Annotated in this window: 11 protein-coding genes; all 11 read right to left on the reverse strand. The window is 32.4% G+C overall.

The genetic code is table 11. The annotated features are described in order from the left end of the window. Positions 1-56 precede the first annotated feature (56 nt). Positions 57-1,946 (reverse strand): vWA domain-containing protein, encoded by a 1,890-nt coding sequence (locus FH144_RS03565; RefSeq protein ID WP_107507932.1) that lies wholly within the window; start codon positions 1,944-1,946, stop codon positions 57-59. Positions 1,947-1,958: 12 nt separating this feature from the next. Further along, positions 1,959-2,750, reverse strand: a complete 792-nt coding sequence (locus FH144_RS03570; protein WP_242313730.1) for an ATP-binding protein — start codon at positions 2,748-2,750, stop codon at positions 1,959-1,961. Positions 2,751-2,894: 144 nt separating this feature from the next. Beyond that, positions 2,895-3,098 (reverse strand): DUF6501 family protein, encoded by a 204-nt coding sequence (locus tag FH144_RS03575; protein WP_107507957.1) that lies wholly within the window; start codon positions 3,096-3,098, stop codon positions 2,895-2,897. Between the two features lie 67 nt (positions 3,099-3,165). Next, complete coding sequence (locus tag FH144_RS03580) at positions 3,166-3,975, reverse strand: VOC family protein (protein ID WP_242313733.1); 810 nt, start codon at positions 3,973-3,975, stop codon at positions 3,166-3,168. A 702-nt stretch (positions 3,976-4,677) separates the two neighbouring features. Next, positions 4,678-5,970 (reverse strand): 2-oxoglutarate dehydrogenase complex dihydrolipoyllysine-residue succinyltransferase, encoded by a 1,293-nt coding sequence (odhB, locus tag FH144_RS03585; protein ID WP_242313735.1) that lies wholly within the window; start codon positions 5,968-5,970, stop codon positions 4,678-4,680. 11 nt (positions 5,971-5,981) lie between these two features. Beyond that, entirely contained in the window at positions 5,982-8,789 is a 2,808-nt protein-coding gene (locus FH144_RS03590) for a 2-oxoglutarate dehydrogenase E1 component (RefSeq protein WP_242313737.1), read from the reverse strand. 287 nt (positions 8,790-9,076) lie between these two features. Next, positions 9,077-10,438 carry a HAMP domain-containing sensor histidine kinase gene (locus tag FH144_RS03595; protein ID WP_242313739.1) on the reverse strand — a complete coding sequence of 454 codons (1,362 nt, stop codon included), beginning with the start codon at positions 10,436-10,438 and terminating at the stop codon, positions 9,077-9,079. Then, entirely contained in the window at positions 10,435-11,094 is a 660-nt protein-coding gene (locus FH144_RS03600; RefSeq protein ID WP_107507926.1) for a response regulator transcription factor, read from the reverse strand. Before FH144_RS03600 ends, FH144_RS03595 begins: the two co-directional genes overlap by 4 nt. An 835-nt stretch (positions 11,095-11,929) precedes the next feature. Then, positions 11,930-12,553: a phosphatase PAP2 family protein gene (locus FH144_RS03605; protein WP_198611413.1), complete on the reverse strand. Its 624-nt coding sequence runs from the start codon at positions 12,551-12,553 to the stop codon at positions 11,930-11,932. 18 nt (positions 12,554-12,571) lie between these two features. Continuing rightward, a complete protein-coding gene (locus FH144_RS03610) occupies positions 12,572-13,639 on the reverse strand; it encodes an undecaprenyldiphospho-muramoylpentapeptide beta-N-acetylglucosaminyltransferase (RefSeq protein WP_242313743.1) in 1,068 nt (355 codons plus the stop codon). Between the two features lie 18 nt (positions 13,640-13,657). Then, positions 13,658-14,161 carry a GNAT family N-acetyltransferase gene (locus tag FH144_RS03615; RefSeq protein ID WP_242313745.1) on the reverse strand — a complete coding sequence of 168 codons (504 nt, stop codon included), beginning with the start codon at positions 14,159-14,161 and terminating at the stop codon, positions 13,658-13,660. Positions 14,162-14,176: the final 15 nt, after the last annotated feature.

Below are 14,176 nucleotides of genomic sequence, written 5' to 3' on the forward strand. Positions count from 1 at the left end.
GTAATTTCAGAAAATTTGAAAATCTGAAATATATATAATTTATATAATATCCATAATTAGAATGATTTTAATAATAATTTTTTCAGCAATGGAGATAAATGACTTGGTAAATTCTCTACACCTTCAACAAATAGCGCATATTGACCATAAATATTGTGGATAGTTTGTTCAATGTCTTCAGTAATTGCGTCTTGGCTTAAAAAGACATTAAATACTTCGATACCATATTTACGAGCCATTTCTACAGCCTCATAAGTATCTAAAATTCCATCTTGCGCATAATTATAGGCAGATGGCTCTCCATCAGAGAATACAATTAAGAAGCGTTGATTGTGACTTCTTCTTAATAAACGTTCACTTGCTACCCTTATAGCGACACCATCACGATTGTCGTCTTGAGGGCTTAATGACATAATACGTGGCCCATTTTTCTCCATAGTAGAATAATCATAACCGATAATTTCATCGATAATATTCGGTTGTTTATTATCATCAGCTTCAAATGCGTCTTCATTAAAAGCTAAAATCTCATGTTTTACATTGAGTGATTTTAAAGTTTCATGGAAGAGTACTACACCTTTAATTGTTTCTTCCATTTTATCGAACATACTCGCTGATGCGTCGATCAATAATGTGAAAGTGGCATCGAACGTCTTACTTAAGTCTTGTTTTTTATAAAATAGCTTGTATTGATCATCTATAAACCAATTAGTTAAATCACGTTGTAAACGGCCTTTAGTTAAATTATGACGCTCATCGACATGTTCACGGTCGATAGTTTTTTTAATAATTTGAATTAAATCCTTAGTTTCAAATTGAACGTCATTTTTAGCATTTTGATATTCACTGAGATATTCTGGCTCAATATCAGGTACTTTCCATTCTATTTCAACGTTATTATTAATCCCTTTAAGTGCAAAAGCAGCATTTTGACCTACTGCGCCGCCCTCTTCATTATCTAATGTACTCTCAGATCCACGTCCTTTTTTAGTCATCATATCAGTCATATCATCTGTAGAATCGCCTTCACGGGCAGTGTCATTATCGCCAATAACGTCACTATTTTCGCCTTCGTGTAATTCCATTTCAAGATAAGCGCCACCTTCAGACTTACTATCTTGAGCATTAGTTTCAGCCTCAGCCGTTTCAGCTTCAGATTCTTCATTTGTATTATCTTGTCCATCTACGTTACTTGCATCCGTACGTTTAATATCCTCAAATGTTAAGTCGTGAATTGCTTCGTAGACTCTACGTGGAAGATGATAATATTCATTAAGCATATCTTTGGTTAACATATCATCGATTTGAAACATGATTCGTTGAGCGAGATACATATTGTCTTCTGATGTTTCATTTTGGAAAAAGTTAGGCAAATACTGAAACATATGATTTAAGATATCATCTAATTGTGGATGAATCGTCGGGATATCAAAGAAGTTTTGACTTAAAAATGCGCGTTCCAAATATAAGAATAATAAATCAGTATATACTGTTTTAGTCTTGTAAAATTTGATTTGAGACTCCGTATATGATAAACGCGTTTGTAGACGTAAATCGATTAATTTAGCGGTACTTGGACGTTCATTTTTAATATGGTTAAATACACGCATATCTTCTAATAAACGAAAAATTTGATGATATAACTTTGGATGAGCAAATTCATCCTCATGTAAGACCTCATTAACGATTGATTCATCCATCATTTCATAGCCGTATGCTGCTAGCATGACATCGGTTTTCAATCCAGCACTTTCAATCTCTTTTGGACGATGAGACCAGAACCAACTAGTGATAAGTGTATTATTGATAGGATCATAATAAGGGAATTTTTGTATTTTAACTTGTGTTTGTTCGTTTTTTAGTAGCAAGCGAGCTAAGTCTTGTAACATCATGACTTGTTTGGCGTCTAATTGCTCATCATTAAATTTTATAAAACGATCACTCATAATAGCCCCTCTTTAAAAGTTTAATTCGATAGCATTTTTAATTGCTTGTTGTTCACGTTCATCTTCTAATTTATCGATAATTGTACGTTGAATTGCACGTTCGATTGGCATAACCGTAATTAAATCACTTAAGTCGATTAACGCACGTATACTTGCTGCTTCTTCTGAAATTTGACCTTGTTTAGACATTGTACGTAAATCTTCGTTAAATTTGATAATTTGTTCGATAATTTTATCATCTTGCAATCTACTTTGTTGTTTAATAACGTTTTTCAGAATATCGCCGTCGATGTAATCTACTTGAATTACCACGAAACGGTTTTTCAAGGCTTCGTTCATAGGTAAAGTACCTACATACCCTTCATTAATTGCAGCAATAACGTTGAAGCCAGGTGCAGCTTTGATAACTTCTCCAGTAAATGGGTTAGTTAATTGACGTCTATAGTCGAGCACGCCATTTAAGATAGGTAATGTTTCTGGCTTAGCCATGTTAATTTCGTCAATGTATAGAATATGACCTTCACGCATAGATTTAATAACTGGGCCATCAATAAATACTATTTCTTGTTGACCTTCTTCATTAGTTTTAATCGTTTTAAATCCTAGTAAACTTTCAGCATCTAAATCTACAGAGCAGTTAACTTGATGCATTGGTGTATTGACTTCTTGACCTAATGTTTCGGCTAATTTAGTTTTACCTGAGCCTGTTGGTCCTTTTAATAAAATATTTTTATTTAAACTAAACAATGCTTTAGCATCATTAAATACAGATTCATCTGAATTAATATATTGATTTTGTATCATTTTAAATTTACTCTCTCCTTTTTAACATGAAAAATAGCCCATGAGGCGGAGTTAAAGTGCTTAGGAACGTTAGAATCATTATATAATGATAAACTCCTATCCTCTGAGCATATATTCTAAATGTAGTTACAATGATTAAACTAATTATACTTCTTTAAAATAATCTTTAAAATAGCCGCCAACTTTACCTGAATTATCAATAATTTGATAGTATTCTTCTGTTTCATTAATTACATCATATTGTTGTCCGATAGTTAACATATTAGAAACCGTAAATTTCTTAGCATCAGTATTGACTACTTCTACCTTTTTAATTGGTGTACGTTCCTTCCATGTTTCATGTAACATTGCCATATTAAAATCCTCCATTAATGTTAAAGTAATAATTTATTAAAATTCAGCTCAATGCTGATAATTATTTGTTGTCTAAAGTATAAATAAATGAGATACCACTATTTTCAGTAATCCTTAAAGATTTAGCATCTCCTTGATCCAATGACTGGTAAGGAATGCCAATCTCGTCCAACTCTTGTTGTGCTTTATTAAACTCTTCTATTGAGTTAGCGCTAAATTCAACTTGTTCAACAATGCCTTCTTCTTTTAATTCAACCGATTCGTCAGGTTGATATAGATGAATTTCTCCACCTAAACCTCCTTCACCAATTCGAAATACTTGAATAATTTGGTCTGAGAATTCGGTTGACTCATATTCTGCATAATGAGTTAAGTTAAAAACATTTTTGAAAATTGAAGCAGTGACCGGCAACTCATTAACCTTAATAATTACAGGACCAAGGCCTTGTAACTGATGGAGCGGATTGACTGAACTATCAAAGGTTGGTGTACCTAAACCAACTCCGGTATTATGTTCATTAGAATAAATATCGAAAATTTGATGATTCGCATCTTTAAAATCAAAATGTTTGTTTCCATTTAATTCAGTTACCGGATTAAAATCAATATGATGTTCTTTTAAAATAGATTGATATTCATCCAAACCTGAATCAGTTGGTGTTCTTAACCCTACACTTGAGATATGTTGATTCTCATATTCAGGATTAGCAACCTCTACAAAATGAAGTCTAGTACCTGGATTTAAATCAGCATCCCCGAAACGTAAAGCCTGATTCTTAGATGCAACATTTAATCCTAAAACATCTTTAAATAATTCTTTCGTTTTAGAAAGATCGCTTGTGCCTATCGTGACACTTCTAAGTCCGCTCATTTATTGACACCCCTAATATTTGTCTTTTCCAATATATTATAACGCATTTTAAATACGATTTATATGATGAGGTATTGGGTCAAAGATATAATGATTGTAAAGATTATTAACGAACTATAATTAATTAAAAGTTGTTTAAAGTTCGATAATTTTAAATTGATATTTTGTATAAAGAATTACAAAAATAACTCCCCTACTTTTATTTTATTAGTGAGGGGAGTTGGTCGTTTATTTCTTTTTGCACTAAAGAATAGTGAGTTTGAATTGCTTTAAAGTTCGTTATTTACCATTTTGTAAATATATAAGCTAAATAACTTAATACTTATATTTAGCTTTTAACAACACTAAACAACTATGATTCATACTTTTATGCTAGATAAGTTGTAATTATATTATAAACCATTTTACTTTAATTAAATGAAAGTTTAGTCCCTAACCTGCAGATGTGTATAGTTATGGTTATGTTATTGCAATATTGAAAATTAAGTCTATATTTGCCTTGTTATATAGCATAGACAAGGATAAGACTTTTCAGAAGCCCGGTTCCAGATATCCACTCCTTTAGCTCGAATTATATCTTAAAATAGCATATAGGCTTATCTAAAAGAGTGATAAGAACATAAAAAATCCAATTGAAATTGCGACATCTCAATTGGGTTTTAAGTCATTTATATTTCAAACTTTAATTTGATTATATTTGAATTAGCTTTCGAGTAGTAAGTCTTCAGGGCTTTCAATTAACTCTTTAATTGTTTTTAGGAAACCAACTGCTTCCTTACCATCGATAATTCTGTGATCATAACTTAAAGCGATATACATCATTGGTCTGTTTTCAATAGTATCTTTATCAATCGCGATAGGACGTGTAATAATTGAATGCATTCCCAATATCGCTGCTTGATTACCATTAATAATTGGAGTACTCATCATTGATCCAAATACGCCACCATTAGTGATAGTAAATGAACCATTAACCATGTCGTCTAAGCCAAGTTTTTTATCACGTGCTTTTACAGCTAAATCTGCAATTGCATTTTCAAGTTCAGCAAAATTTTTCTTATCACAATCTCTAACGAAAGGTACCAATAAACCATCGTCAGTTGATACAGCAATACCGATATCATAGTATTGTTTAGTAATCATATCGTCGCCGTCAATTTCAGCATTAACTTCAGGATATTTCTTCAATGCTGCTACTGCTGCTTTTGTAAAGAATGACATGAAACCTAATTTAGTACCATCGTGGTCTTTAATAAATTGTTCTTTTTTACGTTTACGTAATGCCATAACATTTGTCATATCAACTTCATTAAATGTTGTTAACATTGCAGTATTATTAGATACTTCTAATAATTTCTTAGCAGCAGTTTTCTTTCTACGTGACATTTTTTCACGAATTACTGGTTTATTAGGAGCGCTTGATGATTTTTTAGATTCTTCTTTTTTGCTTGGTTCTGATGCTTTATTAGAAGATTGTGTTTGACTAGCTTTTTGATTATTATCGATATCATCTTTGCGTAAAATGTCATTACCTTTTCCAGAAACTGAACTTAAATCAACACCATTTTCGCGTGCGTGACGACGTGCAGAAGGTGTCGCATTAACACGTTGATTAGATGATGTTTCTTCAGTTGATTCATCAGTTGCTTTTTCTGATGTGTCTTTTGATTCTTCTTTAGATTCAGTTGGCGCATTATCTTTATCTTCAGTAGTGTCTTCAGCTTTCTTATCATCTTGATTGTCTGAAGAGTTATTACCACTGCCTTCCCCAACAGTAGCAATGACTTGACCCACTTCAACTGTATCTCCTTCAGAAGCGAGTTGTTCTTGTAAAATACCTTCTTCTTCTGATACAACTTCAACATTGACTTTATCAGTTTCTAATTCAAGAATGGCTTCTCCTTTTTCAACGCTATCTCCTACGTTCTTTAACCATTCTGCAATCGTACCTTCCGTAATAGATTCTGCTAATTCTGGAACTTTTACCTCTGGCATAGTATTTCCCCCTAGTTATTTTTCATACTACTTTCAATAATTTTATTTTGAACAAGCTTATGAATTTCTCCATCACCTTCAGCTGGTGCCGCACGTTGAATTCTACCGTGATAGCTTAGGTTATATTGATCGCCTACAAGAGATTTTAAGTATGGATAAACAAATAACCATGCACCTTGGTTTTTAGGCTCTTCTTGAACCCATGAAACTGTTTCAAGATTTGGTAATTCGTTTAACACTTCTTTAATTTCCTCTTCAGGAAATGGATATAATCTTTCGACAGCTACTAACAAAATAGACTCATCAGAATTTTTAGCTAAATGTTCTTTTAAATCAATTAACATCTTACCTGAAGCTAAAATGACTTTTGTAACTTTATCTTTATTAGCTTCATCAACGATAATTGGTTTAAAACCACCTGATATAAATTGGTCAATTGGTTGAGCCACTGTTTTGTTTCTTAATAAACTTTTAGGTGACATAACAATTAATGGTCTCATAGCCTCTGTATTTAGACTTTTAGCTTGAGCTCTTAATAAATGGAAGTAGTTACTAGAACTTGATAAGTTAACTACTGTACTATTATTTTCAGCTGCAAGTTGTAAAAATCTTTCAAGACGAGCTGATGAATGTTCCGCCCCTTGGCCTTCAAATGCATGAGGTAAAAATAGAGTCAAACCACTGCGTTCTCCCCATTTAGCACGTGCAGAAGACATAAAGTTATCAAAGATCATTTGAGCCATATTTGAGAAATCACCGTATTGTGCTTCCCAAATATTCATACTGTTTTTATTCTCAACATTGTAACCATATTCAAAACCAACAACAGCTGCTTCTGACAACGGACTATTATGAACTTCAAATGTTGCTTTTTGATCCGGCACATGATGTAAAGGAGTGAATGTATCTCCATTTTCTTCATCATGTAATACAGCATGTCTATGACTGAATGTTCCTCTTTCGCTATCTTGGCCAGTTAAACGCACTGATATGCCGTCTTGAACAATAGTCGCAAACGCAAGTTGTTCTGCTTGAGCCCAGTCGACTAAACCATCTTCTTTTTCAAATGGCTCTCTACGTTTTTCAAGAACTTTATTAAGCTTTTTCAAAACATGAAAATCTTCTGGATATGTTAACATCGCATCATTAATTTCTTTTAAATGCTCGAATGAGAAATCTGTATCATCACTTTGTAAAGGAAGTTCAAGTGATTCAGGTTTTTCCATATCTGGATTATCCATTTTATCAGTTTTATCGATTTTATCTTGAGCAGCACGCATTTCTTTTTGCACGTTATCCATTATTTCATCCATTTGTTCTTGAGTTATAACGCCTTCATCTACTAATTTTTTACCGTAGATAATTTCAACAGAATCATGTTTACGAATACTTTGATATTGAACAGGATTAGTGATTGATGGTTCATCCATTTCGTTATGCCCGTAACGACGGTAACCTACTAAATCAATTACAAAGTCTTTATGGAACTCTTTTCTAAATTCCATAGCAATATCAATCGCTTCGATGGTTGCTTCAACATCGTCCGCATTAACATGTAATATTGGAACATCATAACCTTTAGCAATATCTGTAGAATAAGTTGTTGAACGACCGTCGATAGGTTCAGTAGTAAAGCCAATTCGGTTATTCGTAATGATATGTAATGCACCACCAGTAGAATAACCATCAAGATTACTTAAGTTCATCGTTTCAAAATTAATACCTTGTCCTGGATATGCTGCGTCCCCATGGATAATAATTGGCATAGCCTTATGGAAATCAGTCGTAGGACCACCATGATGTTGTGTATTATCTTGTGAAGCACGTGTTCTACCAATTACTACTGGTGCCACGACTTCTAAATGACTTGGGTTATTTGCTAATGAAATACGTTGTTCAATACCATATGAAGATGTAGTTTTAACGCCACCTAAGTGGTATTTAACATCGCCAGTCCATCCAGCAGTTAGTTCTAAACTGCCATCTTCCGGTAAGAATTTCATAGGGTCTGTATGCATAAACTCAGAAATCATCATTTCATAAGGTTTCTCAAGTACATGAGTTAATACGTTTAAGCGACCTCTATGGGCCATACCAATTTGAATATTCTGAATTTCGACTTCTGCAGCACGTTTTAATGTTTGTTGAAGCATTAATACTAATGAATCTACACCTTCAATAGAGAAACGTTTAGCTCCAACAAAGTTTTTGTGTAAATATTTTTCAAAACCTCCAACATGAGCTAAAGTATCAAATAATTGTTTTTTCTCGTCATTATTAATAGTAGCTCGGTAAGGTGTTTCAATACGACGTTTTAACCATGTACGTTCTTTATTATTGTTAATATGGTTATATTCGAATGCAATCGATCCCTTATATCGCTTCTCCATGCGTTCGATTGCTTCATATGCGTTATCATAAATATCACTGAAATGATCTGAGACAATACTTGAAGAAATGTTCTCTAATGTTTCTTTGTCTAAGTTAAAATCTTTCATTGTCAGTTTTGGAACGTTGGTTCTTTCAGGAGTATTTACAGGATAAATAGCCGCCATCAAATGGCCGTATTGACGTATATTATCGATTAAGCGCATAATGCGTTTGATGGTGTCATCACTTGCTGATGAGCCACTCCCTTCAGTGGCAGGCTGTGCCTGAATATTTGCTTCACCATTTTTAATTGTACTAAAAAGAACTTGTAAATCATCTGGTACAGAAGTAGGATCTTGTAAATAATCATCATATAAATCAAGCATAAGTCCTAAATTTGCACCAAAGTTTACAGGAGCTTCCGTAACATCCTTGTTATCCTTTGCCATAATGTACCCTCCACAAAATAGTTAAACCGCTTACATGACAATAATAGCACTATTTACCACTTTGATAAAGTCTATTAACTGAATATTATGGAAAAACAATGAGGTTAAGACAAAACATATAGCTAATAGCAAAATTAAGTGAGAGAGTGGTACAGAAATCTTAATGTCTCACACTCAATTCCTTAAAATGTTTACTATAGCTCTTGCTTCGGTTACCTTAATTAATTGATTGGTTTACAAAGCATTCACGATGATTGTCTTAACCCCATATTTATATATAGATAATATTATTTGAATATAATTTTAAACTTAGTGTATTTATTGACTTCACTTTCAACTAATATATAGCCACCGTATTGTTGAACAATTTTTTCAGCGATAGATAATCCTAATCCATTCCCACCTTGACTTCTCGCTCGGGATTTATCCACCCTATAAAAACGATCAAAAATGAAATCTTGGTCTTCTTTAGGAATACCTAGTCCGTGATCAGTGATTTCAATACTAGTTTGTTTATTACGTAAGTTTGTTTTGATATGAACATGTTTATTATCTTTATCGTATTTCATCGCATTATCTATAAAAATTAATAAGAGTTGTTCAAATTGATGACGATTAATTTTTAACGTTAATGGTTTGTTAGCTAAATCTGTTTCAAATTTATAGTCAGGATGTAATTGTTTCAACGATTTAATACGAGAACGTATTTCATCATTGATATTTATTTCTTCAGATTCTAAGATTTGGCTATTCACCTTATCTTTTGTTAAAAGTAATAATTCCTCAACAAGTTTTGTAATCCGATTCATTTCTTCTAATGAAATATTAAGTGATTCTTCTAAAATTGCCGGGTCTTTTTTACCCCATCTTTGAATTAAATTTAAATGTCCTTGTATAATTTGTAAAGGAGTTCGTAACTCGTGTGAAGCATCCTCAACAAACTGTCTTTGTTGATTAAAAGAGTCTTCAATTTGATACATCATATCATTAAAGGTATCAATTAAATTGTCTGTTTCTTCATAATTCGTATTAAGTTCTAATTTCTTCTGAAAACCATCACGTTTAATCTGATTCATCTTATTAGACATCGTTACTAATGGTTTCGTGATTTGAGTTGAGAAGATGTAACTAATACCGCCAGTAATAATAGTAGCTAGTAACCCAAAAGCAATTGCTACCACGTATAGAGATCGTACTACATTATTGTAGCCTTCTAAGGAGTGTACGAGCACGCTATAACCTTCGAAATAACGTGTGTGAATAGGTTCGGTTAAAATGAGATATTGTACACCTTCATTGCGTTTCACTTGGATATGTTCTATCTTTGTGAAATTAATTGAAGGTTTAAAATTCATACCATTTTCATTTGAAGTTTGCATAATTTGTTTGCCATCTCGATCATAAATGATAGCTTCTTCAAAGTTCTCTAGTGACGCACTTAAGTCTAATGTAGATATATTATTAATGGATTTAGTTTGTATTAAATTTACGATATCACTTAAACTATGCTCAGCTTCATCGATTTCGCCATGTCTTAATGTATCTTTAAGAAAAAAGATAATGATTAAGCAAAACAAAATAATTGTAGTGAACATTATGAGGGTAGTTATCATCATCCATTTGTATTGTAAAGTACGTTTTTTAATCATCTAATCACATACCCTACGCCACGAACTGTTTCGATTGTCTTTTCTTTGCCAAATGGTTTTAATTTATTTCTTAAATAACGAATGTAAACATCTACTACATTTGTTTCAACTTCACTGTCATATCCCCACACATGATCGAGGATTTGCTCTCTTTGTAAAACATGATTACGGTTTGTGGCTAACAAATATAGCAAATCATATTCTGTTTTAGTAAAATCCAATTGTTGACCCTCTATAGTCACTTTAAAGGCATCAATATCTATTTTAATTCCATTTATATCAATAATATCTTTTTGTGGTTGTCGGCGTAGCACGGCACGTATACGGGCAAATAATTCTTCTATTTCGAATGGTTTGACGATGTAATCATCAGCACCATAGTCTAAGCCTGTTACCTTATCATACGTATCACTCTTTGCAGTAATAATGATAATAGGTGTACTTTGTTGTTGACGCACACGACGACATATTTCTAACCCATTAATATTAGGTAACATTAAATCTAATATAATTAAGTCGTAATTATTGCTAAGTGCTTTATCTAGACCAGCTTGGCCTTCATATTCAATATCTACACTGTAGTTATCATGAGTTAATTCTAACTCTAAGAAACGAGCTAAATTTTGTTCATCTTCAACAATTAATATATTTGTCATTGTTTAAAAACACCTCTTATTTAATATGAAAAAAGTTAGGACTATAAGTATGTATAATAGAACGTTGTTAATCCTAAATGATGAGCAAAATTATCACTCAAGATTGGCAATTTATGATTTGTTCTGACAAAACGTCTAATTTTAAAAGCCCTTTTTAAATAAAAGTAAATATAGTGATATCTAAGACTTTTTAAATTGAGTATGGGATACGTCAATCATTTCCATAAAGAGACTGAAACATAAATATAAAAAATGGAGCAGTTGGCAGTAATGGTCTGAAATGAAATTAAGACATTAATAATTTGGACTTTTGAAAACCGATAAACGATGTTTTATAAGTAGGATTCTGTCCCACTCATTAGATTTCTGTCTCGTTCCCACTCTTTTAAGCTATTTTGCATAGACTATATTTTATCACATAAAAGCTTAAAAATAAGCGTTTCATTTGAAATGATATGACAGTTTAACGAAGTATAAGGTATGAAAATTTTAAAATGCAAAATTTAATTGAGAATTTTTCGCATTTATAATTGACAATGATTCTCAGTACTGTATAATAATATTTGAAAATGATTATCAATACCGACTAAGACAATTCCCCCCACATATATTTCGTTCTTAAAGGATTGATCATTTTCAAGTTATTCCCCTTTTATATGCCCGTAAAAGACTAACGTTAAAGTTTTCAAATTAACTTTGAACGTTTTAATTAAAGCAGTGAATCTAATGCCGAGATTCACTGCTTTTTTATATGTTTATTAATATGCATTAGTTACAAATAGAAAAAAGACTGAAACATTGTGAAAATGTCTCAGCCTCGCTCGCATAAAATCTGTTAACTTGATGAAGGATACAATTGCTTTTTCAAAATTAAAGTTGAAAGTACAATACAAAATGCTCCACCAATAATTCCGGCAATTACATCAGTTGGATAGTGAACACCTAAATATACTCTAGAAATAGAAATGAGCATAATAAAGAGTGCGCAAAGTCCAATTAATACACCTTTGTAACTTCCTGACATTCGTCGATTAGCTATAAATATAGCGCTACCGAAGAATGAGGTTGAACCCATAGCATGGCCACTAGGAAAACTAAATCCTGTGATATCAATAAGACGTAATAAAGTAGGACGTTCACGGTCAAAGATATTTTTTAGCACTGGATTAATAATACTAGATAAAATCATGACAATTACAAAAAATAAAGTTTCGATTCTATATTTTTTAAGCATTAGATAGGCCACTAGCATTAATGATAAACAGACCATAGCCCATACTTCGCCGATTTTAGTAGCACCTAGTAAGATTGAAGTTGTTATAAAACTCTCTGACGAGTATATAAATTCATAAACTTCATTATCTACCCATTTGCCTAGGCGTGATTCATGGAAAAAGGCAATAATTCCAAATATTAATGTAAAAATAATAAGTAAGGTAATACGCTTTGTACGATTCATTGTGTGCGCCTCCCAAGCTTATAAAGCATCTTTTAAAATTTTATTGAATAAATCTTCTTTTGTATAACTTTCTTTGTAAGTTTCCATTTGTTTAATTATAGCGTCACGATTAGCTTCTATGTCTTTTAATTGCTCTAATAATTTAATTTGAGTTAATTGATCTTCAGGAATGAATCTTCCGTAACCTTTTGATTCGAAATTCTTAGCGTTATCAATTTGGTCACCACGTGATTGATCTAATCCTAAAGGAATTAACAACATAGGAATGCGTAAAGTTAAAAATTCATAGATTGCATTGGAACCAGCACGACTTACCACAGTATCTGTAATTGCTAATAAGTCTGTAAGTTCTTCTTTAACAAATTCATATTGGATATATCCTTTTTTATCATATGAGTTGTCTACTAAACCATGACCTGTTAAGTGAATGATTTGATAATCGTGTAATAAAGCTTCTAAATTTTCACGAATAGCTTCATTTAATTTTTTACTACCTAAGCTGCCACCCATAACTAGTAAAACTTTTTTAGAATTATCAAAACCAGTAAGTTGATAACCACGATCTTTTTGGCCTTCTTTTAAGTCTTCACGAATTGTAGCGCCCACAAAATCAGCTTTTTCCCGTGGTAAATATTTTAATGTATCTTCAAAGGTAGTATAGATTTTTTTAGCAAATTTCAACGAGATTTTATTTGCTAGTCCAGGCGTTAAATCAGATTCATGAATAATCGTAGGAATATTTAAAGAGCGTGCAGCTATTACAACTGGTACTGAAACGAACCCACCTTTAGAAAATAATATATCGGGCTTTTCACGTTTAAGCACCTTGCGTGCATCGAGTACACCTTTTAACACTTTAAAAATATCCTTTGCATTATCAAAAGATAAATATCTACGTAATTTACCGCTAGATATGGGATGGTATTTAACATTAGGTAATTGAGTTTCTATCATTTCACGTTCAATACCCTCTTTAGACCCAATATAGAACGCTTCGTGTCCTTTTTCGGTAGCAGTTGGTATTAGACTTAAGTTTACTGAAACATGTCCAACTGTACCGCCACCGGTAAATGCTATTTTAGCCATAGTTATTAACCTCTATTCTTATAAGTTTTTATAGTATGCATAGAAAGGTGCGCCTCTATCAAATGGATGATAGTCTATTTCTGCTTCGCCAACCTTTTCAAAACCAAATTTCTCAAAAAGTCCTTGAGCAGGTTTATTTAAAGCAAATGTATCAGTTAATATAACATGGATGCCATGCTCTTCAACTAAATTGACTGCGAAGTCGAAAAGTTGAGTGGCTGCACCTTTATAGTTTTGTGAACCAGCTAATCTATGAATGACATAAGCGCCTTCTCTATCAACTGGCCATTCTAAATCATCATACCATTCTGATTGTTGTTGGTCGACCACTATAAAACCATAAATTGTGCTTTTTTCTTCTAACACGTATAGTGTTTTAGCGTTAATATCTTCTTCAAAATGTTCAGTCACAGGATATTTATCATCCCATTGGTTATTATCAAATTCTTGCATTAATTCTTTTGCTTCTTGGACTAACGTTTCAATTTGGGAGATATCCTCCATAGTACCTAATCTAATCATTTGTTTAAATACACC

The organism is Staphylococcus sp. acrmy, from assembly GCF_022690565.1.
Taxonomy (GTDB): Bacteria; Bacillota; Bacilli; order Staphylococcales; family Staphylococcaceae; genus Staphylococcus; species Staphylococcus caledonicus.

Coding starts and splice junctions, on each gene's coding strand:
- odhB (WP_242313735.1), bottom strand. CDS start 5,970: ATGCCAGAGGTAAAAGTTCCAGAATTAGCAGAATCTATTACGGAAGGT.
- FH144_RS03595 (WP_242313739.1), bottom strand. CDS start 10,438: ATGATTAAAAAACGTACTTTACAATACAAATGGATGATGATAACTACC.
- FH144_RS03570 (WP_242313730.1), bottom strand. CDS start 2,750: ATGATACAAAATCAATATATTAATTCAGATGAATCTGTATTTAATGAT.
- FH144_RS03575 (WP_107507957.1), bottom strand. CDS start 3,098: ATGTTACATGAAACATGGAAGGAACGTACACCAATTAAAAAGGTAGAA.
- FH144_RS03600 (WP_107507926.1), bottom strand. CDS start 11,094: ATGACAAATATATTAATTGTTGAAGATGAACAAAATTTAGCTCGTTTC.
- FH144_RS03615 (WP_242313745.1), bottom strand. CDS start 14,161: ATGATTAGATTAGGTACTATGGAGGATATCTCCCAAATTGAAACGTTA.
- FH144_RS03565 (WP_107507932.1), bottom strand. CDS start 1,946: ATGAGTGATCGTTTTATAAAATTTAATGATGAGCAATTAGACGCCAAA.
- FH144_RS03590 (WP_242313737.1), bottom strand. CDS start 8,789: ATGGCAAAGGATAACAAGGATGTTACGGAAGCTCCTGTAAACTTTGGT.
- FH144_RS03605 (WP_198611413.1), bottom strand. CDS start 12,553: ATGAATCGTACAAAGCGTATTACCTTACTTATTATTTTTACATTAATA.
- FH144_RS03610 (WP_242313743.1), bottom strand. CDS start 13,639: ATGGCTAAAATAGCATTTACCGGTGGCGGTACAGTTGGACATGTTTCA.
- FH144_RS03580 (WP_242313733.1), bottom strand. CDS start 3,975: ATGAGCGGACTTAGAAGTGTCACGATAGGCACAAGCGATCTTTCTAAA.